This is a genomic window from Bacillota bacterium, assembly GCA_013314855.1.
Taxonomy (GTDB): domain Bacteria; phylum Bacillota; class Clostridia; order Acetivibrionales; family DUMC01; genus Ch48.
Window position 1 is genome coordinate 1 of record JABUEW010000075.1, and the last position, 21,253, is coordinate 21,253.

The window sequence follows — 21,253 nt, forward strand, 5'->3', positions numbered from 1 at the left end:
AGATATCAGTAAGCAGTCTCTATCCCTCTATGAAAATAACAAAAATAAACCGGAACTGAAAAATGTTCTTCTTCTGTCTAGGGCATTAGACTTCCCAATTGAATTTTTCAGTTCAGAAGGCTTTTATCAAGTTAAAACAGAAGCTACCTATTTTCGATCCTTATTAAGTGCCACAAAAAAAGATCGTACTGCACAGAGCATTAAACTCGAATATGTTGCGCAAATTTATGAAACTCTGTTTGAAAGGGTTGTATTCCCGAAACTGAACTTACCGGATATAAGCTTTAATGGCGGGAATGAAGATTATGCGTACGAAAATGACACAGAAGTTGCTGAACTTGAGGAAATCGCACAACAAGTACGAGACTTTTGGGGGCTTGGTCTTGAGCCAATCAAAGACCTGCAGTATGTTTTGGAATCAAACGGAATCATCATTACCAGCTTTGATGCCAATGCAGATAAAATTGATGCTTTCAGTCAGAGAACCATAATAAATGGAGAAGAAGTTTTCTTTATTGTAGTCTCAAAAAAAGGGCAATCTATTGCGAGAGCTCGTTTTGATATGGCACATGAACTTGCGCACATTTTACTTCATCCTTGGAGTGAGGATTTGGAATCAATTACCAGGGAAGAGTTTAAAGCTCGTGAAAGACAAGCAAATATTTTCGCAAGTGCATTTCTCCTTCCAAAAGGGAGCTTTAGCATTGATGTAGCTCACTATCCAACCAATTTGGAATATTACAGGCATCTGAAGAAAAAGTGGAATGTTTCCATTCAGGCGATGGTTTATAGAGCGCATCAGCTAGATATTATTACATCAAATCAATATCAATATTTGATGCGTCAGATTTCTAAAAATGGTTGGAAAACAAAGGAGCCAGAAGATAAGCCGTACAACTTGACTAGCAACCTTTTACAAAGCGCCTTGATACTTTTGATTCAGAATAAGCAGTTGACTGGTGCAGAATTTGTGGATGTTTTAAAAAGCAGAGGAATTGTGATGTATCCGAAAGAAATCGAGGAACTACTCGGCTTAAAAAAAGGAACACTTGAGCCTCAGGTTACAAAAAAGCCCGTCCTCATTCAGTTGAAACAGCAAGATGATGAATCCTGATCTAGAATAGATTCAGGGTAAGCGCTAAATATTAGGGTGCCTGGCCGGCTGGTTCCAAGCGTGCCATAATATCTCCATAAAATCACGGAAATGGAGGATAATAAGATGGACGCTAAAGAACGGCAGGTCCTGGTTGCCGAATGTCGAGCTAGTGGAATGACCGCAAAGGCTTGGTGTGAACAAAAAGGAATCAAATACCGGCAGTACGTTTCCTGGGCAAGCAAAGTTAACAGGAAAAATCAAATGGTAATAGAACACGGGAAACAGCAGTGGGCTGCTGTAACGTTGCCGAAAGAAGAACAGGTTGCCGGCCGAATCAAGTTAAACTGCGGCAAATGGACCATCCATGCAGATCCCGGATTAAACTTGGCGTTGCTTGCAGACGTGCTGAAAGTTGTGGATAGCTTATGATGAAAGACATCACCAGCTATGATGGGATTTATCTAGCTTGTGGAACCACGGACCTACGCAGGTCCGTTGATGGCCTGGCTATCATGGTGAAACAAGAATTCAAAATGGATCCCTTCGGCAACTATTTGTTCTTATTCTGCAATAAAGACCGCAACCGGTTAAAAGCCCTAAGCTGGGATCGCAACGGCTTTATCTTGTATTACAAAAGGCTGGACGGTGCAGGCGCTAAGTTTATATGGCCCCAAAAGCCAGCCGATGTAAGAAGCATAACGGTCAGGCAGCTTAGTCTACTCTTGGAAGGGATGTCCATAGACCCGCCTAAGGGTTTTGGTGAGATTAAAGCCAGAGATTTTTACTAGAAAAATAAATAAGACCACAATATTTAAAGATTTTGTTGTAAAAACGGCCCAAAACCTTGATTTTGCTAGGTTTTTGGGTCTTTTTATGTTATAATAAAATAAAATGAGAACATTTGATTTAACGGGCCTAGCGCCTGAGGTAACTGCATACATAACATCCCTGGAAACGCAAGTGCAAGACCTGAAAGTGCATGTAGATCGGCTTACGAATATACTTGCCAACTTTCAAAAGGCCATGTATGGGCAATCCAGTGAAAAGAGAAAATATGTCCTTGGCCAAGATGAAAACCAGCCTTCTCTTTTCAACGAAGCTGAGGTCGAGGCTGACCGCAACGCACCAGAGCCTAAAACAATTACTGTTTCCGGGCATGTTCGCAAAAACAAACGGACCAAAGAAGAGCTGGCAGCCAATGTTCCTGTGACCGAAATTCTCTGTGAGCTGGATGAAGAAAAGCGTGTCTGCGGGGAATGCGGCGGGAAAATGAGAATCCTCGGCAAAGAAACTGTACGGGAGGAATTGGAGTTCATACCGGCCCAGACGAGACTCCTGCGCTATGTTCGTGAGAACTATGTCTGTGCAAGCTGCGAGAAGGAGACAGGAGAAGCTACGATTATAAAAGCACCTGTTCCCGCTCCAGTCATTAAGAAGAGTCTTGCTTCCCCCTCGTCAGTAGCTTACGCCATGTATCAGAAGTATGTAAATGCCATGCCTCTGTACCGTCAGGAAAAAGACTGGGCTAATCAAGGTATCGTTTTATCCAGAGCGACATTGGCTAATTGGATCATCCGGGCAGCAACTGACTGGCTCGAACCCCTTTGGGAAAGGATGAAATCTCGTCTTCTTAAAGAGGCTGTAATTCATGCGGACGAAAGTGTGATTCAGGTACTTAAGGAAGAAGGGAAAAAACCATCGTCCGATTCGCGGATGTGGGTGTATTGTTCGGGCAATACTGGAAATCCACCGATAATACTTTTTGAATACCAGCCAACACGTTCCGGAGAACACGCCCGTCGCTTCCTGCAGGGATTCAGCGGCTATCTGCAGACCGATGGTTACAGCGGATACGACAAGGTACAGAATGTCACCAGATGCGGCTGCTGGGCTCATCTAAGGCGCAAGTACCAGGAGGCGCTGCCTAAGGGTGGAGATATCCGAGGTTCTACTGCTGCCGTTGGATTTGAATATTGCAACCAACTTTTTGCTATAGAAAAGAATTTAACAGAACTTACTCCGGAAGAACGGAAACTTAAGCGTCAGGAACAGTCCAGGCCAATCTTTGAGGCTTACTTGTCATGGCTTGAAACCGTGAACCCTCTCCAAGGCTCAAAACTTGCCGAGGCCATAACTTATTCCTTAAACCAAAAAGCTTCACTAGGCGTATTTCTTAAAGATGGACAAATCGAATTGTCCAACAACCGAGCTGAGAACGCAATTAGGCCATTTGTAATCGGCAGGAAATCCTGGCTGTTTGCCGACACAACCAAAGGAGCCAGAGCCAGTGCCGTTATTTACAGCATTGTAGAGACAGCCAAAGCTAACAAACTCAATATTTTTAAATATCTGGTACATATCTTCAGCACAATGCCAGCTCTTGACTTCAAGAATTGTCCTTCGCTTCTGGAGAACTTAATGCCTTGGTCCGAGAATCTGCCTGATTATTGTTATAATGAAAATTGTTAAATATAGGTATCTATGCCCCGGTACGACAAAGTCAACTGTGCCGGGGTTTAACTTTTCTTAATGCGCCCTGATATTAAGCGCTTACGATATAAGAGGTGTCTATGTATATTAAATTATGCTTCTTTTCAATACACTGAATCCTGTTAAACTATATAATTCTATAAAGGAACATAGTGTCACCTTTCCTATGACAAGCATAGGGGAAAAGCTTCAAGGAATAGAGGAATGTAAAGTAGCCCATAAAGCACCTCCTAGTACATGTCAACTCTAAATCCAAAGTATACTTTGGTAATCAACTCTTCCGGCTGTAGGTGCGTATACAAACACAGTTCATTATAGTTTATGAGTTGACAGTGTACTAGTTTGTGCGAAGCAGTCCTTTCTGCTGTGGCTATGATTTTAGAGTTGGCGTTGATGCAACGTAAGAGTAGGTTTTTCATATTTGTTTTAACGCGAGTGTGTATGTTTAAACCTGTTCCGCTTCTCTTCTACCGGTATTGCGCCTAATGCAATCTCTTCATAATTTGCCGTACCTTTGCTCTGGTAGGGGACAATCCCTTTTTCTGCCATGGAAGAATAGCTTGTGCCACTCACAATAATGTGATCCAGAACTTTGATCTCAAGTGGATGAAAAATGTCAACAATTCTCTGTGTCAATGCCCTATCCTCCGGAGAAAAATTTTTAGAGCCTCCGGGATGGTTATGGGCTAAAATCATTGCATTGCAATCACAAGCAAGGGCATATTTCAATATTTCTCTTGGATAAACCGCCGTTTGTCCGATACTCCCTTCCGACATGGTCTTTGTTTCGATTATGTTGTTGCCGCTGTCTAAAAAAGCCACCATAAACCTTTCTTTATCCTTCATTCCTCCCAAAAGGGCTAAAAAATATTGGCCTGCTAAGGTTGATGAATTGAGCGTGACCTTATCATTGCTTTCATAGATTTTCAAAATGTTGTAAGAGGCAATAAACTCATTGAGCAGCCCTATCTTTTCAAGCTGCTTCTCATTTGGCTCCATAATGTGGGGATGCTCCAGGATGTTAAGGGGGTTGTTTTCTTTTACATACTGCTGGACCTTTTTATAGGGCAGTCCTGTTAAAGTTGTCAGCCCTTTTAGAAATTTCTCGGTATGCCGTATATCCTGCTTCATGCTATGCCCGCCCCCCTTTTTCATCAACTGTTTCAATTATGAACTTTATACTTTTCAGCTTCTCGTAAGTCTCAGGGGATAAGTCCACCGATTCAAGATGCAAAAAAAAAATTTTTAATACCCATACTTTGAAAGCATTTATGAATTTTTTCTTTTGTATCCGCATCCAGGTCAATCAACTCAGCCAATAATTCCACACACTTTATATATTCCGTATCCCTTAATTTTTCTAAATTCATCTGTTTTTCCACCTTTCATATGATTTGATCATTAAACTATTTTGTTTATTTTCTGATGTCTTCCACTATGAGCTGCGATTTCCTATGGAGACAGGGTAATATCCGCCTAACTGCCGGTAAGCTGCATGAAAAGCTCCTGGTATTCGTCCTTCATCAGCTCATTCAGCATTTTTACCTGATCCGGATTGAAGCCGTACTCGGCAATCATGTCCGTATGGGATCTGGAGGTTATATTGATATGCAGGATGGTTTCGGTGGTGGTGATGGTTTCCGTGGTTTCATTGCCGTCCTCGTCAGTGGTGGTTACCGTTTCCTCATGCTCAATGGTTTCTATCCAATAGTCGATTTTGTTCATGTCCCAAAAGACGTCCCGCAGGATTCCCACCTTTGTATCGTCGAGGGTGGCAACCTCCATGCCGTTTTCCGGATCGGCAGCCGCCTTGACCGCATAGACCGCCAGGATTTCCCGCCATTGGTTTGCGGAGATGCTATCGCTGCCGGACAGCTCCAGGGTATCATGGGGATTTTCAACCTTTATCCGTTGGATTTCCGCCGTGAATTCCTCATTAAGCTGGTTGACAACCTCCGTCATGACAGGCGTGTTCCCATCGAAGCTTTCATTGGAATAAAATATGCCGAATGCTGAGCCTAACAAAAGCCCCGCAAGACATATCACAAGAATGACCACCACTGCTATCCAGCCGCCGGCGGCAATCAGAGCAATCAGGCTCTTGGCCGCCGCGATGATCGCCTTTATGGTGGCCAGCATTGCCTTTACTGCTGTCTTTGCCGAAACAGCCGCTGCTCTTGCCGTCCGTGTAGTCTGGGCCGCCCTTTGGGCGGACTGTGCGGTTTTGGCGGCGGTTTTTGCCGCCGCCTGCGAGGTCTTAACGGCAGCCCTGGCAGTATGACCGGCGGTCTTGATCGATCTTTGCGCCGTTTTCACCGTACCTTTTGTGGCTTCCTTTATACTTTTGACACCAGTATCGGCGGCTTGCCTGATGGTGTGTCCCGGTGTGCCGGAGGGGTGGAGGACCTGCGCCGCTGCTTTTTCGGCCGGTTGAAAAAGGGGAGGCCGCACGGGATGTAAAGTGGTGCGCCCTGCTGCCTGCCGCGCCTGTGTTTGGGCAACTTTCTGAGTTGACAGCCGGATTTCTCCGGCTTCTGTAAGCCGCTGTTTTGCCCTGTTTTGAACAAACCTGCGTTTTGCCAATTCATTCGGTTTTGACAGGGTAAATTTCCGCTTGAGGGTTTCCTTTGCCCTGGATTGGGCGGCATTCCGCTTTGCCGCTTGCTTTGCTCCGAGTTGGGAAACGTTATGTCTCACTGCTTCCTTTGCTTTTATCGAGGTTGTGCCATGTTCCGTTGCCAGTTTTGTTTCAGTCCGGGCAACATCCCTGTGTACTGCTTCCTTTACTTCACTTGTGGAGGTGTGACGGGCATTCTCCCTGTTGGAATCGTGGTAACGTGGAGCATCTGCATCCGGTTCGCGGCATTCCTGTATTTTTTCAACCGCCTTCTTGCCGTAGTTTCCAGCGGTATGTCCGGTTTTCCGGACAACGGTTTCTGCACCATCCCGGACGCTGTTTGCGGCATCGTCCACATAGTTGCCGTCCTCGTTATGCCCGAGCCGTTCCGCCTGCTCCTTAGTGCGTATATAGGCGTTTTTTGCCCTGCGGGATACGTCCGTTGCCTTATCCAGCACCTTAATATCCTTGACGACCGATTTGGTCTTGATATCTTTCAACACACGCACCTCCTTCCTCGATTTGGTTGAGTCTTTTCAACGGATTTACCGCTCTGATCGGGAAAAATAAGGAGCGGGACGCTCCATGCTTCTGCAATATTCTGGATAACGCAGTCGGATGGCTTCAAAAAAGTAGGGAGCAAAGCCGCAGTCAAATAGCCAGTAGGGAGTAGAGCGGTTTTCGTTCCATTCCTCCGTCCACCCGTTCCATAGGTTGAAGGCAAGGCGGCACAGGCGGTGCGTGCTGCCGGTCTGCCATGCAGCCGAAAGGCCCTCCGGCTTTATGATGTCCTCCTTAAAGTCAAAGAGGGAGCGGATATGGCTTCTCGTTTCCGCGCTGATTCCCATTGTGTAGAAAAATGCTTTATGGAAGGTGTCGTTGTTGCGTGCCGCCGCAAGCATATCGAAATAAAAAGCCTCGTGTTCCTTGTTTGCAAACCGGATATTTTCCATTGTGTTTTCCTCCTTAATATGGTGAAGGGCTGACCGTGAAACCGGCCGGCCCTTCGCATTTGATGGATTGTCCTATATTTCCGCCTGTTCGCCGGGCTTTGTGGTCATCAGGCGGTAGAGCCTGGTGTTGCGCGGGAATTGGTCGGTGAAGGGGACAAGGGAGCTTCCCACCTTGATTAGACCGTTGCCTGCGTCTACATTGGTAATGTAGGAAAGCTGGAGGTCGGAAATGTTTAGGAGCCTGGCAAGCTCCATGCGGTCGGTGCTGGCCTGATTGAGCATGACGATAAATTCTGAGTTTGCCAGCATAGTACGCGCGGTATGGCTCTGCAAAAGGTCGTCCACGTTCTGCGTGATACCTGTACAAAAAGCGCCATACTTTCTGACTCGCTTCCAGAGCGTAAACAGGAAATTGGCGCTGTATTCATGCTGGAACAGCAAATAGATTTCATCAATAATGATGAAAGTGTTTTTGCCCTTGGCCCGGTTCTGCGTGATGCGGTTTAGGATGCTGTCCAGCACCACCAGCATCCCGATGGGAAGTAGCTGTTTCCCCAAATCCAGAATGTCGTAGCAGATGAGGCGGTTGTTCACGTCCACGTTGGTCGGCTTTGCAAAAGTGTTTAGGCTGCCGCTGGTAAACAGCTCAATGGCAAGGGCGATTTCCTGCGCTTCCGGTTCCGACTGCTTCAGCAACTCCGCATGGAAGTCCTGCAAGGTTGGCGGGTCCCCCTTAAAATTTCTTTGCAGGTACTTCCGGTATACGCCGGCGGTGCAGCGGTCGATGAGGGATTTCTGCTTTGCGCCAAGGTTCTGGCCGCCGATGAGCTGCTCGCACAGGGACAACACAAATTCGGATTTCAGGATGACAGGGTTTGCGCCGTCGCCGTAATCCCGGTTCATGTCCATGGCGTTGATATGGTTCGGGGAGGTGGCGGAAATATGGATGATCTCGCCGCCCATCGCCCTGACCAGCGACGAATATTCGCGCTCCGGATCAATCAGGATAATATCATCATCGCTGGCAAGTATCTGATTGACGATTTCCCTCTTGGCGGTAAAGCTCTTGCCGGAGCCGGATACTCCTAATATGAAGCTGTTGCCGTTTAAGAGCAGCTTGCGGTTGGCGATAATCATATTCTTGGAAATGACATTCTGCCCGTAGTAGATGCCGCCGCTGTGGGAGATTTCCTGCGCGCGGAAGGGAATGAACACCGCAGTGCTTTCGGTGGTCAGCGTCCGGATGGCGTCTATTTTCCGCAGGCCGTAGGGCAGCGCCGTGTTCAGTCCGTCCATCTGCTGGAAGGTCAGGGTGGAGAATTGGCAGAGATGCTTCCGTGCGGTGGTGAACAGGGTTTCGGTGTCGCTGTCAAGCTGCTCCTTGCTGTCCGCAATGTGCACCATTGTCAGGACGGCAAACATCATCCGCTGGTCGCGGGTGGTCAGGTCGTCGAGGAATTCCTTGCTTTCCTTGCGCTGCTGCTCCATGTCATAGGGGACGACGGCGGAAAAATTGTTGTTCTGGTTCTGCCGCCTCTGCCAGTTGGTAATGTTGGTCTCCACGCCCAAAAGCCGGTTTTCCACCTCCCGTACGGCTTCGTCCGTGGGGATGGGGATGATGTCCAGGGACAGCATCATATTGCGGTTTAAATCACACAGCTCGGACACCATGCTGTCCTTGATGTAGCTGGCAAACTCCCGCAGGAAGATGACGCGCCCGTATTTGTTTCCCATGCGGAAGTGGTCCCTTTCAAATTCAAAGGTGTCGGGGCAGATATAGTCTTTGAAATCATGTCCTTTTCTCATGGTTTCGGACAGATCGAAGCGGAAATCCGTTTCCTCGCCTGCACGGAAAAAGTCGTGCAGGATTCTGAGGCGGTCGGTGGCGTCCAGCTCCACGCATTTTGAGCCCAGGCGGGAGAAATGGGTGATGAGGTCGGTGCCGATGCGGGAGAAGTAATTGCGTGCTTCTTCAATATTCTTCTTTGCCACCGACACGGTGACATATTTATCCTGCACAATGCTGTTTGCGCCTGTGGCCTTATCCATAAGCATTTGGTTGTACTCCCTGCGGTATTCATCCAGGCCGTCGTTTTTCAACGGAATGAGGATGGAGCTTTCAAAGTCCGCTTTATTTAAGCGGCGGTTGTTGATGGTGATTTTGGTGGTGGCTCCGCTGTCAAAGGAATTGAGAAGCTCCGAGTAGGACAAAAACATCGCTTCCTTGTCCTCCTTGGACGCCACCGCGTAATTGATGTCCTCGAAGCGAAAGGATTTAGAGAACTTGTTGCCTACCCGGAAAATCCCGTCCGGCCAGATGGTGCGGATAGGGATGGCCTGCTGGACGCCTCTGGGGACGACAAACCTTTCCTTATCCTGCTTCATGATTTTTTGCAGGGTCTTAATCATGGCGTTTCCATTCCTCCTTTTCATGATTCGCGATAACGTTTTTAAGTGCCTCATAGTAGATGTTGGTCGGATAAAAGGTCAGCTTTTTGGGCATGAGGAACTCCGATTTGATGTACGCCCATAAAAACTGTTCCGCCGTCATGCCGTGGTACTTGATAAAGCCCAGGGCCGCAAAGGGGAAAGCCCCCAAAACGCACATCCAGCTCACGGTCTCCGTGCCGAAGAAGCTCCTCAGGCCGAAATAGATGCCGATGGCCACGCCGACGGCCAGGACAGAAAAAATGAACTGCCGCAGGGACAGTCCAAAAAACATGCTTTCGGTATAATCCCGGATTTCCCGGTTGATCTTGACTTCCAAAAACAATCACCTCCAAATAAGAATAGCGCCTCTTAACGAAGCACCATTAGGTTGTTTGTTTTATCGCTCTTGTTGATTTTTACTATACTTTTCTTTCTCCTTTTGTATCTTGACTACCAATGAGTCAACCTTGCGGTTCTGCGCCATAAATGCCTCATCCTGCGTGAGGGGGATACCATTTTTCAAGGCTTCATCCGCAAGCCTGTTGAGTTTTTCCTTCTCTTTTTCCAGTTTTTCATTGAGAGCTTCCTGTTTCATGTTGAAACCTCCTTTGCTTATTTAAAGTAATAGCTACAGCCCCATCATCTCCCGCACCACCCGGTCGGCCATTTTCACCGCGCCTACCAGCACCAGCATGTTGAAAATCAGCTCCCCTACATAGGACCACACCATCGTCACGGCGCTGGCACTGGTGTCTACCACCGGGGGGGAGGACGCAAAGATGGAAAAGATGACGCAGGCCAGGACGATGATCGCTCCTTCCAGACACACGGCGGCATAGCCTTTCAAAAAGGCTTTGCCGATGCTCTGGCTTGGTTCTCCGGCAAAGGAGGCCAGAGGCACCGGGGCGATGGCGGTATATAAATACAATTTAAAAAACCGGCCATACACCGTCAGGATCATAATGAAGGAAAACACCGTGATGAACAGTCCGCCGATGAGAGTTACCGCCCACAGCGGGATGCTTTCGAAAAATCCACAGTTTTGAATGGCCTGCACAATGGTATCCGGCAGGACGGTTTGAGTGGCCGTCCCTAACCCTGAGCTTCTCATGATGGTGGAGATAATCCCCTGCACGATGTTGAACAGAGCCATCATCAGCTCCAGCCCGTAGGTCACGACGCCTTTGGCCAGGGCGAACCGTATGAACAGCTTTAAGGCGTGTTCCGGCCTTTTGACTTCGACAAAGCTGCCGCAGGTTTTCACCACGCCGATGACAAAAAACAGCACCAGCAGGGCAAGACCGACGGCCTGCAGCGCTCCGTGTATATTTACGATGACGTTCCAGATGCCGCCGCCTTTAAATTCCGTGGGGGATTGGGCCACAAGCTGCCAGATTTCCGCCAGTTTGTTATTCCAGGTTTCCAGAGCATTGTTCAAATTATCAATTACCCAGTTGCCGCTTCCCAAATAAACTCACCTCATTTCCAAGACAAAGCCCGCGTATGAAGCGCGGGCCTGTCTTTACGATCGTTACCGGCATGGTTCATCCCTGCCGGGCAATTTGTCCCTGATGACGCCATACTTGTCATCCACATAGAATTTATTGACAAACGGGTTGTAGATTGCATGGCACTTTACGCCGTTATATTCGGCAAGATAATCGTTGTCACCCAGCCTCTTGAGGATGGTAGCTTCCCGCAGTTCGCCGTCCAGTGAATGAATGTGCATTTTTTCAGTAATCGGGAATTTGTTAAACATAGCAATCAACCTCCTGTAATGAGATTCAGAATTTCTTTGGCAAAGGTGATAATTATGCCGCCGGCAAGGGTCAGGAAGCCATTGGCCCTCTGGGACGGATCGTGGGATTTGAGAGAAAGGCCGATCTGCACAATGCCGAAGCCCAGCAGGATCAGACCGATGGCCCGGATCAGCCCGAATATGAAGTTGGACAGGTTGTTGACGACGGTCAGCGGGTCGTCGGCCGCATAGACAGGTGAGGTAAAGAGGATCACCAGCACCAATGCGCAATAAACGGCGAATGTCCTTTTGGTTTTCTTGGAAATTTTCATGAATCATACCTCCTGATTTTTTGGTTTTTAGGATTGAAGCATCGCTTCGAGTTCTTCCTCGGAGAGAAGCTCGTAATCGCCTTCTTCGTTTAAGGCTACGGCTTTCCAGTCCAGGGCGTTTTCGGCACCGCCATGCCGGAAGGGTTGGCTGCCGCCGTCAACGGTCAGCTTCAGATTGGGGTGTTTTAAAATATCGTACTTTTCATCCATCACTGCCCGTTCCCCCCGGATGAACAGCAGGGCAAAGCGGTTGTCCAGCATCCGCACCTCGTCGGGGGTCAGAAGCTCGCGGCCGGACTGCTGGTAATTGGTGGAGTAGCTTCCGTTCCTGCCTCTGCTCAGTCCGTAGGTGTTGGTGTCGATGGTTTCCTTGCCCAAAAGCTCGGACACATACTTGTGGGTTGACTGCTCATTGCCTCCAAGGTACAGGAATTCGTCGCAGTTTCCGACAATGGATTCCCAGGTGTCTTTGAACAGGGCTTTTAATTGCGCCAGGTTTTGCAGGATGATGGACACCGATATTTCCCTTGAACGCATGGTGGAAAGCAGCTTGTCAAACTCATCCGGCAGGGCGACATTCGCAAACTCATCCATGACAAAGTGGACATGGACGGGCAGGCGGCCTCCGTACTTATAGTCGGCAAGGTACATGAGGCTTTGGAAAAGCTGGGTATAGAGCATGCCGACAATGAAGTTGAAACTGCTGTCGTTGTCGGGTATCACGGCAAAGAGCGCCGTCTTTTTCTCCCCGATGGAGGACAGCTCCATTTCGTCCACCGTGGTGATTCCCGCAAGGGTGGTCAGGTTGAACTTTTCCAGCCGGACGCCCAGGCCGATTAGAATAGACTTGGCGGTTTTTCCCGCCGCCAGCTTGAAGATGTTGTACTGCTTGACCGCCAGGTGCTCCGGTTCCCGCATTTCCAGCCGTTCAAACAGCTCGTCAAGGGGGCTTTGATAGGTTTCGTCATCCTCCCGGACTTCGGCGGCGGCGATCATCTCCATGACCATCGGGAAATTTTGTTCTTCCGGCGGCGCTTCATAAAGAAGGTAGAGAATCAAAGCCTCCAGCAGTGCGGTTTCGGAGCGTTCCCAGAAGGGATCGTTGGTGTTGCTGCCTTTGGGCGTGGTGTTGCGGATCAGGTTGGTGACCAGCTTTAACACGTCCTTGTCGTCCTTCAAGTAGGCAAAGGGATTGTAGCAGTGGGACAGGTGCATGTTGATTAAATCCAGCACCTTGATTTCGTAGCCATTTGCTTTGAGCAGGTTCCCCGTGTCCCGGAGAATTTCGCCTTTTGGGTCGAGTACGACGAAAGAGGTGTTGGCCTGCATGACGTTTGGCTTGGCATAAAATCTCGTTTTGCCGGAGCCGGAGCCACCCACAACCATGACATTCAGGTTGCGCCGATGTTTCCGGCCGTCAAGGCCGATGCGGACGTTCTGTGTAAGGATTTTGTTTTTCTGCGGGTCTTTGTCCCGGTACTTTTTATTGACAGCCGCCGCGCCGCCCCAGCGTGCGCTGCCGTGTTCCTCCCTCCGCCGGTAATTGCGCTTGGTGGACAGGTAAATTCCGATGCCCAGACAATAGGCGGCGATAAACAGCAGGATGCACTTGGGTGTGTCGTCCACCCATCGGATGTCAAAGGGATTGTCCATCGCCTTGCTAAGGTTGACAAGGATTTCGGGAAGTCCGCCGGAAAGGGAAGGGGCGGTCAATAATGCCGCCCACACCACCGGAATTAAAAAAACCGCAAAGAGTATCAGGCTGCTCCTTGCGGTTTCATCGCGCCTCATGGTGGCTCCTGCGCTTTTGTTTTTTTGTCGGGGCGTCAATGGTTTTTAAAAGCAGTTCGTCAACGGCGTCGGTGGGCCGTTCTTCTTTAATCAGGTCGTTTCTGAGCTCATTCAAGGCGTTCACCACAACGCCGTATTCGTAATTGTCCAGGGTAAGCACCCTTTCTTCTTCCTTCATAGGCAATCCCTCCTAACGTTCCGGCTCCTGCCGTATTTGCTGTCTTTGCTGCGAAAGCATCCGGTTCATCCTGCCGGAAATTTCGACAGCAGTCTCCCGTATAACCGAAAGCTCGGCGCGGATCTCCTGCGGGTCCATGCCCTCCAGCATTTGGGGAGCGCGGTCGAAGCGGTAGCCGTTTGTATCCACGCCGTACTGCCTGCAGAGCATATAAGACACGCAGTAGGCGCGGAAGGCATGGTCGGAACGGCGGTAGCTCCCATTTCCCGTATCCATTTCCGCATGGGCCAGCTCCTGGGAAAGGGCGCAGAAAATATTCCCCGCATCCATGCCCCTTCGGATTTGGATTTCCCTTGTTTCCGGCCGGTACAGGGCATTTGTGCCGTCCGTCAGGGCGTCGCTGATGCGGATAGGCACCGGCGCATGGTGCATCAGCGCCTTGATGAGGGTGCGGTCGTCGGGATAGGTGGGTGTTTCCCGTTTGCGGCTGTTTCCGGTCTGGGAAATGTCGAACATCTTTTTCAGGTTGTAGCTGATGCCGACGCTGCCGTCGTCGCGCCGGTACTCCTCGCCCGGCTCCAGGATGTAGAAGCCGGTTTCCTTTTTGCGGATGTAGGCGCCTTGCTCCTTCCAGGTGTCAAAGTCCGCAATGCGGGTTGCATCCGGCTTCTGCGCAAGAATCAGAAGGGCGTTGGCCACACTGTAGCGGTCAAAGCGGCTCTGCACATCCAGGTACTTCTGGAAGGCAGCGCCGTCCCGCGCCACGGTTTTTGCCGTGTCGTCGATCATTGCGTAAACCATTTCCCGTTTCTCCTGCTTCTGCTGCTTCCATGCCTCTTTGTCAAAGGACAGGTCGTTTTGGGGAGCAGGCTGTTCGTTTTCCTGCCGGAAAAGATCGTCGAAACTGCTCATAAATCTTACCTCGCTTTCGATTTTGACTTTTTTGATTTGGATTTCTGCCTGTTGGATTTGGCATTCTGCTTTGAAGCCTGCGGCTGCTCTTTGGCAGGCTCGCGCCTGGGTTCCGCCGCTTGTTCCTTTTGAGCGGCCTTGATTTCCTGCAGTTCTTCCCGGATTGATCTTCTCGGCAGCTCAATAGCACCCTCGGCGGCTTTCCCGCTGCGCTCGTAAGTAGGCTCGGACGGAAGGGGTTTCTCCGCCGTCGCCGTCGTGGGGTTTGGGTTGTCCGGTTGTTCCTTGACCGGCTCCGGCCGGTCGGGCTTTGCCATGAGTTCATGCAGAAAATCGTCCGCGCTTTTTTCGGCGGGCGTTCCTTTTTCGGGAGGCGCTTTTTCGTCCGGGCCTTCTTTATGCGGTATATTATCCTTCTGTTTGGCGGCCCTGGATTTCTCGATTTCGTTCTTGATGCTTGCCGTATCCACGGTGGCAAGCTTGAAGCGTTCCACAATGCGATTGATTTTGGAAGCATCCTCCGCCCGCACCATGATGTCGCACATGCCGTCCGTGTCATTTTTGTCACGGAGGGCGCAATAGAGGACACCGTAGCGTTTGGCCTCCTGGCAAAACTTCTTTAAGTCCTCGTTGCGCACCGCAAAGACTTTCAGCTCCTTGCCGCTACGCAAAAGCCCCTCCAGACGGATTTTGCCCTTAGTCCTTTTTTGGTCTTTCAGCACAGCGTACAGGTAGGTGGCAAGGTTTTTCGCGCCTTCGCCGGAGATTTTGGCCATCACCTCAATCCCTTTAAGGGTCATATTGACGATTTGGTCCGCTGCGTCGGCTCCGCTGTTCATAGATTTTTTCCTCCTTTCCTTGATGGATTTCCTCCTGTTGAACCTGAAGCAGTTTCTTCTTCATTTCTTCGGAACGGGACAGGATGCCCGTACAGAGCTTCACCTCCTTTCGGAACAGGGACAGCTTCCTGGAAAGTTCTGAAATCTGCTGCTTATACTGTGCTGTTTGCTCATGGTCTTTACACCGGCGCAGCCGATGATAAAGAGATTTGCGGGCGTCGGACAGGGCTGCCATTTCCTGCTCCAGTCCGTTCTGGTACGTGAGAAGCTGCTCCTTGTTCTCAATGTGATGAGTACACAGCAGCTTGGTTTGAGCAATGAGTTCATCCAAATGGCGGATGTCCTCGCGCAATAAAAAATGCGTCCGTTTGCTGGACGCACGATGTTTTGGCAAAATGCCCATTTTGTAAAGGTAGTGGAAGTATAACGCCTGCAAGCCCGTGAGCTTTCTTGTCTTTTTGGGATTAAGTCCGCCTTTGACGGCATAGCGTTTTCGCTTCGGCTCCGGCAGGACTTCCGGACGCTTCGGGGCGCGGTTTTGAAGTATCCGCTGCTTGATGGCGTCCTCGGTGTAATCGTCACCCAGGGTTTTCAGCCGGACAAAGCGTTCCTTTCCCGGAGGACGCACCGCCATGTATTTTACGCCGGTTTTTACCTTGTAGCCCTGTTTTCGTAAAGCAGCGATAAATTGCGTGAAGGTCATAGATGCGGCAATGGCTTTGTCCACATCCTCGCGGATGAGGCCCCGCCAGGTGGGTTTGCCTTCCTGCTCGGTCTTCCATTCGGCATAGTGCCTGGATTTGCCCTTTTGCGGGTTTTCAATGACGGACAGGGAATATTCCCTGCATAGCCGGTCGGAGGTCTGCCGCATGAGGGCGTAGGTGGCGTTGTTGTCGTAATACCGCTTGCCGTCCATAAAGGATACGGAGTTCAGCACAAAATGGTTATGCAGATGATGTTTGTCCAGGTGGGTGGAAACCACCACCTCAAAGCGGTCGCCCCAAAGCTCCTGCGCCAGCTTTACGCCGATGGCGTGGGCGGTTTCGGGGGTGGCTTCCCCCGGAGCGAAGGACTGATATCCGTGGAAGGCAAGAATGCCGTCCGTTTTCTGGAATTGCAGCTTTGTCCGGGACATTTGCTCGTAGGCGGTGGCTGGATCGCAGTTGATGCCGGTAACATAGAATTGCTTTTCGGTCTTGACATCCTGCTCGGTATATTCCAGCACGTTCTGCAGGCCCTGAAAGACGGTAGTTGAAAAATCGAGGTTCCCGGTTTTTTCGGGATTGGTGGCATAGTCGATCACCCGGTTAAGGCGGTCTGTCACATCCCATATCGCCGTGGTTGCCATTATTTTCCCTCCTTTCCGGCGACGTGACCGCCGCCTGTATATCCAGCACGGCCTTGCGGAGCCGGTTAGCTTCATACTGGAACACCGTCCTGTCGATATGTCCTGTGGCGTTTGCCTTTGCCGCAATCTGGTTTAAGTTGCTGCCGATGGCGTGAAGCTCCCGCATCATGGCGTAATAGTCGGGTGGGGGAAGCTCTTTGGGCACGTAACCGTTGATGAGGGTACGGATAAATGCTTCCTGCGAAAGGCCGGATTTCTTAACCTGTTTGGCAAGGTGCTGTTGCTCTTTGGCGTTCAGCCGCACAATGATTTGGATATTCCGTTTTCTCATCGTTCCGGCTCCTTTCGTTTGGGGTGGGCAAGCTCTTTTTCCTGCTTCATCAGAAGCCGCACTGTGTCGTTTACGATGACTGGATGATCGTTGATGCAAAACTCGTGAAAGTGCCGTGGTTCTCCCTGATGCCCCGGAAACTGCGGAAAGGGTTCAACCTGAGCCGCCCATTCTTTCACCGAGCGGTAGTACCTTCCATCCCAGAGGGCATGATTGACGGTTGCGGCCAGCACCTGCCGGACACGGTCCTGTCCATGCACTTGAATGATTTCTTTTAGGAATTCGGGCAGTTTATGGTCATAGTAGCTGTGTGAGAGTGCCGCATTTTCCATAAATGCGTTCTTGCAGGCGAGAACGGCGCGGAATTCCTCATGCCATTTTTGTTGCAGTTCTTCCATACATGTATCACCTCTTTCATTGTTTTGGCACGACGGCGAAAGGCGAAAGGGGGGTATTAGGGGCAAAAGCCCCTAACAAGCGAATTTGGATAGCCAAATTCAGTGCTTGCTGCAACACAAGACAGCGGTCTTGTGTTGTCATGTTACGGTTGGCTTAAGATTCTACCAGCCGAAAAGGAAGTCTTGGTCAGCGTTCATACTCGCGGCGCTTTTGGTTCCTGCTCCGCGCTTCGATTTCTTTTTCCCGTGCGGCAAACTCCACACCTGCAAAGTGTTCCGCGTCGAGGATGTATTCTTCATTGTTGTATGCTTCCTGCACCATCGCTTCCGCTTGCTGTGCATTTTCTGCTTCGATCTCTACGGTCATGCAAAGGGTTTCTTTGATTTCCACCTGATAGGTTTTCATAAAAGCAAAGCCTCCTTTCTTGATTTTTACGCAAAAGAAAAAGGCACTGATTTTTCAGCACCTTTAACAACTTTAATGAAAACTGATTATATTATGGATTAATCGAAGTTGCCTAATCTGATTAATACATACCATAAAAAAATTAACCGTTATAACAAATCCATAGTAGTGTTTAAAGTTTAATGAATTTTGTAATAGTCAGGATCAAGAATAAATTCACCTCCCGTTTCGTCTAGCCATTTATTTCCCAGTGTGATTATTTCAAAAATACAGTCAGAAAAAATATCAATGGCACACTCATTCATTGTATATGGAGATAATAAATACTTTTCATCAATGTTAGGCATTGTTGCAGAATATAATACTTGTCCTGCATCTTTTCCGACTTTCTTTAGAAGCAGATAAGAATTTGGAGGATTGTTTGGATTCATTTTATTGGCAGAGATAACTTTTAAGTTAGATGCTGGTGACAGCACACTGCAATATAACTTTTTTTTTGCTCTATCTGAAATCAAATATTGGTATTGTCTTATCCAATCTAATAATTTTAAAACGGTTAGTGACCATTCTAATGGATATAGGTTGGATGTAGTAAGAGTTGTAAATATTTGTGTAAGCATTTCTTTTATCTCATTTAAATCGTTATTTGCAAAAAAGCCTAAAATTGGCTCCCTTTTCTTAAGTATTGAAAGCAATTGGTCTTTTTTTAATGACAATAATTCAGATGTTTTTGCTAATGCCTCTGACATTGTAATTGTCCTATAAACCATGCAGCTAATTTGTTTTAGAATACCCAATATACCATAATCAATTTTCCCTTTCATATAATCTTTTAATGGATTAAACAGAAGTCCCCTACTATACATAAGCTTAATTGCTTCAGCTAATCCATTTGCTACATTTTGTTTTTCATTTTCGGTATCAGAATTATATTGAAAAATTCTTCGATGGTTTAAATCAAATGGGATATCATTAAGACATCCATATTTTATATTGAAAAAGCAAATAATTTTTTCCCATCCAATTGTTTTTGCTGCATAACCGAGTTCGACTAAAACATTTGGATTGGGCATTTTTCTACCGTAATAGTCTGGATTGATTATAGAAATATCGCAAATAAATATATCGCTTTTAGCTATTTTATTGAAAATTATATCTGCTATATCAGGAGATCCTGAAGCTCCTTTAGTATCACGATCATATTCAAAAATTTCTCCTACATTAATATCACCAGCGATCATTTTTATTACTTTTTTAATACATTCTTCAATAAATGAACGATTATCTTTACTGGGGAGATCAGATTGCCATGAATAAAAAATATTAAATTTCATCGTGATCCTCCTAAAAGCAATCACCTGTTTGAGGTGTTTTGTGAACTTTCAGTATAGACATACCCTGAAGGTTCAGTAACTTCCTATTTTTAGTCTAGCAATCAGTTGCGCCATTTATCGAAATCTACCGCACCAGCCACCCATAATCCTGTCTGCAATCAACGATATAATCAACGTACACCGTCTGGTCTTTGATCTGATACAAAATCAAATACCATTTCTCTACGAACATCTTGTGATATTTATTCGGAGGGATAAATTCTGCCTCCAGAAATGGAAAACGCTCCGGCATTTGATGCAGGGAACGGATAGCGTCCATCAGGTCGTTTTTTACCTTGCGGGCGGCGGTGGGACTTTTCTGCGCCAGAAAACGGACATGGCCCGCCAACATTTGACGAGCACGGTCGGAAACAACCACCTTATATTGAACCTTCTTTTCCATGTTCCACCTCATCAATAATGCTTTCGAGATAGCTGTCCAGTTCATCCGGTGTAACTCCGGCACGCCCTGCCAGACGGTCTTCCTCAACAGCTAGCAGTTCTTCGCGCAGCTTCAACATTTTTTCGCGGCGGGTAAACGCTTCTATATCCATGACGACAAGATCTCCTTCACCGTTTTTGGTAAGAAAAACAGGTTCTCCGGTAGACTTGCACAAAGCCGCAATTTCATTGTAGTTTTGCCTGATGCTTGCGGACGGTTTAATCTGCATGATATCAGCTCCTTGTAGCAACATTCTAACCATATTATACTCCTTTCATGCTATGATATCAATCAATTCTCTTAATTATAACAGTTCGCGTTCTTGTTGCTGCCGTATTCTTAATACAATTCTCAGATAGTCGTTATAATCCTTTCCGCGTTCGGGTGGCTCATCGGACACGGCGTAGGCGGACGGGAGGATGGTCTTGATAGTCTTTGCCGCCAGCCGTCCGGCCGTGTCGTTGTCCAGATGTAAAGCGATTTCCTTAATTTGCGGGAAGTCTTTTAAGTATTGCATGAGTGCGGCGGGTGGAGTACTTTCCTCAATAATCTTTTTCGGCATATAAATGCCCGCAAGGGACAGGCAGTTTTCCTGCCGCCAGTCCCTGCCGGAAAGCAATTCCAAAGTGCCGTATGACAATAAATCAATGGCGCTTTCAAACAGGTGCAGTTTGCTGCATTCGTTCCTGGCCGGAATAGAGAAGGAGAAGTGCTTATCGCTTCCGTTTACTTCCCCCATAAACCGTTTGCCAAACGTTCCACGGAGAGTAGCATATTTGGGAACGCCATGCCGGTCAAAGCCGATAAAGACGGCGTTATGATAATCGCGGCTTTCATACAGCCGTTTGGTCCGGATGCAGTAGTCTATAATCTCCCGGTGAATGCCGCGCCCTATGAGGTAGGCAATCACGCGGTCGTTGTTTTCGTTTTTTTCCGGCAATAGCAGTTTTTTTGGCTCGGAGGGTTCCTGTGCTTTTGGCGAAACAGGCGGCATGACAGCCGCCTGCCCGTTTATCTGAAGCACCGCTTCGGGGAGCGTCATGCCCCGCACCTTGATGAGATAGTCCAGGGCGGAGTGCCCGCCGATGTTGCGCGACCACCAGCACCATTTCCCGTTGCTGATTTTCAGGCTGTCATGGGTGCGGGTGGTATAGACGTTGCCTGAAAAGCGCACCAGCTCCTGAGGCTCGTAATATTGCAGATAAGTTAGCAGATCCATTTGCTTTGCGCTCTCAATCTGCTCCAGTGTTACATAGGGCATGTTTTTTCACCTCATCTTTCATAGCCCACGGCTTTCTTTTCCGGCACATCTATATCCTCGTCCGGCTCGCCGTCGAACACCTCATTTTCATGTTTATCCATGTTGAGCAAAATGTTCAGCTCTGCCAGCCGCGCGGACTTTGCTTGCAGCTCCTGCTCCTTTTCAAAGGGGATGTCAATCTGTTCCCTTGCTGTTTCCATCTGCTGGTGGAGCGTTTTTAACTGTTCCCGGCAGTATTCCAGTTTTTTTGGTATTTCTGCAAGAGCATTATTGAGCCTTGTGATGTTGCCGTGGATGTCCGTGCCCAGTGTGACCGTA

At 48.4% G+C, this 21,253-nt stretch carries 27 protein-coding genes; 4 read left to right on the forward strand and 23 right to left on the reverse strand.

Features of this window, described 5'->3' with window-relative positions; translation table 11 throughout:
• The 4 genes from HPY74_13030 to HPY74_13045 all read left to right on the forward strand — a co-directional run.
• A partial coding sequence (locus tag HPY74_13030) for an ImmA/IrrE family metallo-endopeptidase (protein ID NSW91573.1) occupies positions 1-1,114 on the forward strand: 1,114 nt, incomplete at its 5' end.
• A gap of 105 nt (positions 1,115-1,219) precedes the next feature.
• The gene (locus HPY74_13035) at positions 1,220-1,525 is read left to right on the forward strand and encodes a hypothetical protein (protein ID NSW91574.1); all 306 of its coding nucleotides are present in this window, start codon (positions 1,220-1,222) and stop codon (positions 1,523-1,525) included.
• Positions 1,522-1,884 (forward strand): IS66 family insertion sequence element accessory protein TnpB, encoded by a 363-nt coding sequence (gene tnpB / locus HPY74_13040; GenBank protein NSW91575.1) that lies wholly within the window; start codon positions 1,522-1,524, stop codon positions 1,882-1,884. The genes HPY74_13035 and tnpB overlap by 4 nt, the downstream gene beginning before the upstream one ends.
• 103 nt (positions 1,885-1,987) lie before the next feature.
• Complete coding sequence (locus HPY74_13045; protein NSW91576.1) at positions 1,988-3,565, forward strand: IS66 family transposase; 1,578 nt, start codon at positions 1,988-1,990, stop codon at positions 3,563-3,565.
• 447 nt (positions 3,566-4,012) lie between these two features.
• Here the strand turns inward: HPY74_13045 and HPY74_13050 are convergent, their stop codons facing one another.
• The 23 genes from HPY74_13050 to HPY74_13160 form a co-directional block, all read right to left on the reverse strand.
• Entirely contained in the window at positions 4,013-4,717 is a 705-nt protein-coding gene (locus HPY74_13050) for a JAB domain-containing protein (protein ID NSW91577.1), read from the reverse strand.
• 92 nt (positions 4,718-4,809) lie between these two features.
• Complete coding sequence (locus HPY74_13055; GenBank protein NSW91578.1) at positions 4,810-4,956, reverse strand: hypothetical protein; 147 nt, start codon at positions 4,954-4,956, stop codon at positions 4,810-4,812.
• A gap of 106 nt (positions 4,957-5,062) precedes the next feature.
• Complete coding sequence (locus HPY74_13060) at positions 5,063-6,703, reverse strand: hypothetical protein (GenBank protein NSW91579.1); 1,641 nt, start codon at positions 6,701-6,703, stop codon at positions 5,063-5,065.
• A 45-nt stretch (positions 6,704-6,748) separates the two neighbouring features.
• The gene (locus tag HPY74_13065) at positions 6,749-7,156 is read right to left on the reverse strand and encodes a hypothetical protein (protein NSW91580.1); all 408 of its coding nucleotides are present in this window, start codon (positions 7,154-7,156) and stop codon (positions 6,749-6,751) included.
• Positions 7,157-7,228: 72 nt separating this feature from the next.
• Positions 7,229-9,565 carry an ATP-binding protein gene (locus HPY74_13070; GenBank protein NSW91581.1) on the reverse strand — a complete coding sequence of 779 codons (2,337 nt, stop codon included), beginning with the start codon at positions 9,563-9,565 and terminating at the stop codon, positions 7,229-7,231.
• Positions 9,558-9,923: a PrgI family protein gene (locus HPY74_13075; GenBank protein NSW91582.1), complete on the reverse strand. Its 366-nt coding sequence runs from the start codon at positions 9,921-9,923 to the stop codon at positions 9,558-9,560. The genes HPY74_13070 and HPY74_13075 overlap by 8 nt, the downstream gene beginning before the upstream one ends.
• Before the next feature lie 60 nt (positions 9,924-9,983).
• The gene (locus HPY74_13080) at positions 9,984-10,181 is read right to left on the reverse strand and encodes a hypothetical protein (protein NSW91583.1); all 198 of its coding nucleotides are present in this window, start codon (positions 10,179-10,181) and stop codon (positions 9,984-9,986) included.
• Between the two features lie 33 nt (positions 10,182-10,214).
• Positions 10,215-11,054: a hypothetical protein gene (locus tag HPY74_13085; GenBank protein ID NSW91584.1), complete on the reverse strand. Its 840-nt coding sequence runs from the start codon at positions 11,052-11,054 to the stop codon at positions 10,215-10,217.
• 63 nt (positions 11,055-11,117) lie between these two features.
• On the reverse strand, positions 11,118-11,345 hold the full coding sequence (locus tag HPY74_13090) for a hypothetical protein (GenBank protein NSW91585.1): 228 nt from the start codon (positions 11,343-11,345) through the stop codon (positions 11,118-11,120).
• A 5-nt stretch (positions 11,346-11,350) separates the two neighbouring features.
• Positions 11,351-11,656 (reverse strand): glutamyl-tRNA amidotransferase, encoded by a 306-nt coding sequence (locus tag HPY74_13095; protein NSW91586.1) that lies wholly within the window; start codon positions 11,654-11,656, stop codon positions 11,351-11,353.
• Between the two features lie 27 nt (positions 11,657-11,683).
• Positions 11,684-13,447: a type IV secretory system conjugative DNA transfer family protein gene (locus HPY74_13100; protein NSW91587.1), complete on the reverse strand. Its 1,764-nt coding sequence runs from the start codon at positions 13,445-13,447 to the stop codon at positions 11,684-11,686.
• Positions 13,434-13,625 (reverse strand): hypothetical protein, encoded by a 192-nt coding sequence (locus tag HPY74_13105; protein ID NSW91588.1) that lies wholly within the window; start codon positions 13,623-13,625, stop codon positions 13,434-13,436. The genes HPY74_13100 and HPY74_13105 overlap by 14 nt, the downstream gene beginning before the upstream one ends.
• 12 nt (positions 13,626-13,637) lie before the next feature.
• Positions 13,638-14,537 carry a hypothetical protein gene (locus tag HPY74_13110; GenBank protein NSW91589.1) on the reverse strand — a complete coding sequence of 300 codons (900 nt, stop codon included), beginning with the start codon at positions 14,535-14,537 and terminating at the stop codon, positions 13,638-13,640.
• 5 nt (positions 14,538-14,542) lie between these two features.
• On the reverse strand, positions 14,543-15,376 hold the full coding sequence (locus HPY74_13115) for a DUF3801 domain-containing protein (GenBank protein ID NSW91590.1): 834 nt from the start codon (positions 15,374-15,376) through the stop codon (positions 14,543-14,545).
• Positions 15,327-16,724 (reverse strand): relaxase/mobilization nuclease domain-containing protein, encoded by a 1,398-nt coding sequence (locus HPY74_13120; GenBank protein NSW91591.1) that lies wholly within the window; start codon positions 16,722-16,724, stop codon positions 15,327-15,329. Before HPY74_13120 ends, HPY74_13115 begins: the two co-directional genes overlap by 50 nt.
• Positions 16,684-17,055 (reverse strand): plasmid mobilization relaxosome protein MobC, encoded by a 372-nt coding sequence (gene mobC / locus HPY74_13125; GenBank protein NSW91592.1) that lies wholly within the window; start codon positions 17,053-17,055, stop codon positions 16,684-16,686. The genes HPY74_13120 and mobC overlap by 41 nt, the downstream gene beginning before the upstream one ends.
• Positions 17,052-17,453, reverse strand: a complete 402-nt coding sequence (locus HPY74_13130) for a DUF3849 domain-containing protein (GenBank protein NSW91593.1) — start codon at positions 17,451-17,453, stop codon at positions 17,052-17,054. The genes mobC and HPY74_13130 overlap by 4 nt, the downstream gene beginning before the upstream one ends.
• 187 nt (positions 17,454-17,640) lie before the next feature.
• Positions 17,641-17,859 carry a hypothetical protein gene (locus HPY74_13135; GenBank protein ID NSW91594.1) on the reverse strand — a complete coding sequence of 73 codons (219 nt, stop codon included), beginning with the start codon at positions 17,857-17,859 and terminating at the stop codon, positions 17,641-17,643.
• A gap of 179 nt (positions 17,860-18,038) precedes the next feature.
• Positions 18,039-19,193 carry a hypothetical protein gene (locus HPY74_13140; protein NSW91595.1) on the reverse strand — a complete coding sequence of 385 codons (1,155 nt, stop codon included), beginning with the start codon at positions 19,191-19,193 and terminating at the stop codon, positions 18,039-18,041.
• Between the two features lie 124 nt (positions 19,194-19,317).
• Complete coding sequence (locus tag HPY74_13145) at positions 19,318-19,635, reverse strand: type II toxin-antitoxin system RelE/ParE family toxin (GenBank protein NSW91596.1); 318 nt, start codon at positions 19,633-19,635, stop codon at positions 19,318-19,320.
• Complete coding sequence (locus HPY74_13150) at positions 19,613-19,903, reverse strand: type II toxin-antitoxin system Phd/YefM family antitoxin (GenBank protein NSW91597.1); 291 nt, start codon at positions 19,901-19,903, stop codon at positions 19,613-19,615. The genes HPY74_13145 and HPY74_13150 overlap by 23 nt, the downstream gene beginning before the upstream one ends.
• 75 nt (positions 19,904-19,978) lie before the next feature.
• Entirely contained in the window at positions 19,979-20,935 is a 957-nt protein-coding gene (locus tag HPY74_13155; protein ID NSW91598.1) for a toprim domain-containing protein, read from the reverse strand.
• An 11-nt stretch (positions 20,936-20,946) separates the two neighbouring features.
• A partial coding sequence (locus HPY74_13160; protein NSW91599.1) for a helicase occupies positions 20,947-21,253 on the reverse strand: 307 nt, incomplete at its 5' end.

Excerpts from the sequence above, each read along its gene's own strand:
- HPY74_13035 (NSW91574.1), top strand. The coding sequence starts at position 1,220 with ATGGACGCTAAAGAACGGCAGGTCCTGGTTGCCGAATGTCGAGCTAGT.
- tnpB (NSW91575.1), top strand. The coding sequence starts at position 1,522 with ATGATGAAAGACATCACCAGCTATGATGGGATTTATCTAGCTTGTGGA.
- HPY74_13045 (NSW91576.1), top strand. The coding sequence starts at position 1,988 with ATGAGAACATTTGATTTAACGGGCCTAGCGCCTGAGGTAACTGCATAC.
- HPY74_13050 (NSW91577.1), bottom strand. The coding sequence starts at position 4,717 with ATGAAGCAGGATATACGGCATACCGAGAAATTTCTAAAAGGGCTGACA.
- HPY74_13055 (NSW91578.1), bottom strand. The coding sequence starts at position 4,956 with ATGAATTTAGAAAAATTAAGGGATACGGAATATATAAAGTGTGTGGAA.
- HPY74_13065 (NSW91580.1), bottom strand. The coding sequence starts at position 7,156 with ATGGAAAATATCCGGTTTGCAAACAAGGAACACGAGGCTTTTTATTTC.
- HPY74_13070 (NSW91581.1), bottom strand. The coding sequence starts at position 9,565 with ATGATTAAGACCCTGCAAAAAATCATGAAGCAGGATAAGGAAAGGTTT.
- HPY74_13080 (NSW91583.1), bottom strand. The coding sequence starts at position 10,181 with ATGAAACAGGAAGCTCTCAATGAAAAACTGGAAAAAGAGAAGGAAAAA.
- HPY74_13090 (NSW91585.1), bottom strand. The coding sequence starts at position 11,345 with ATGTTTAACAAATTCCCGATTACTGAAAAAATGCACATTCATTCACTG.
- HPY74_13095 (NSW91586.1), bottom strand. The coding sequence starts at position 11,656 with ATGAAAATTTCCAAGAAAACCAAAAGGACATTCGCCGTTTATTGCGCA.
- HPY74_13100 (NSW91587.1), bottom strand. The coding sequence starts at position 13,447 with ATGAGGCGCGATGAAACCGCAAGGAGCAGCCTGATACTCTTTGCGGTT.
- HPY74_13105 (NSW91588.1), bottom strand. The coding sequence starts at position 13,625 with ATGAAGGAAGAAGAAAGGGTGCTTACCCTGGACAATTACGAATACGGC.
- HPY74_13110 (NSW91589.1), bottom strand. The coding sequence starts at position 14,537 with ATGAGCAGTTTCGACGATCTTTTCCGGCAGGAAAACGAACAGCCTGCT.
- HPY74_13115 (NSW91590.1), bottom strand. The coding sequence starts at position 15,376 with ATGAACAGCGGAGCCGACGCAGCGGACCAAATCGTCAATATGACCCTT.
- HPY74_13120 (NSW91591.1), bottom strand. The coding sequence starts at position 16,724 with ATGGCAACCACGGCGATATGGGATGTGACAGACCGCCTTAACCGGGTG.
- mobC (NSW91592.1), bottom strand. The coding sequence starts at position 17,055 with ATGAGAAAACGGAATATCCAAATCATTGTGCGGCTGAACGCCAAAGAG.
- HPY74_13130 (NSW91593.1), bottom strand. The coding sequence starts at position 17,453 with ATGGAAGAACTGCAACAAAAATGGCATGAGGAATTCCGCGCCGTTCTC.
- HPY74_13135 (NSW91594.1), bottom strand. The coding sequence starts at position 17,859 with ATGAAAACCTATCAGGTGGAAATCAAAGAAACCCTTTGCATGACCGTA.
- HPY74_13140 (NSW91595.1), bottom strand. The coding sequence starts at position 19,193 with ATGAAATTTAATATTTTTTATTCATGGCAATCTGATCTCCCCAGTAAA.
- HPY74_13145 (NSW91596.1), bottom strand. The coding sequence starts at position 19,635 with ATGGAAAAGAAGGTTCAATATAAGGTGGTTGTTTCCGACCGTGCTCGT.
- HPY74_13150 (NSW91597.1), bottom strand. The coding sequence starts at position 19,903 with ATGCAGATTAAACCGTCCGCAAGCATCAGGCAAAACTACAATGAAATT.
- HPY74_13155 (NSW91598.1), bottom strand. The coding sequence starts at position 20,935 with ATGCCCTATGTAACACTGGAGCAGATTGAGAGCGCAAAGCAAATGGAT.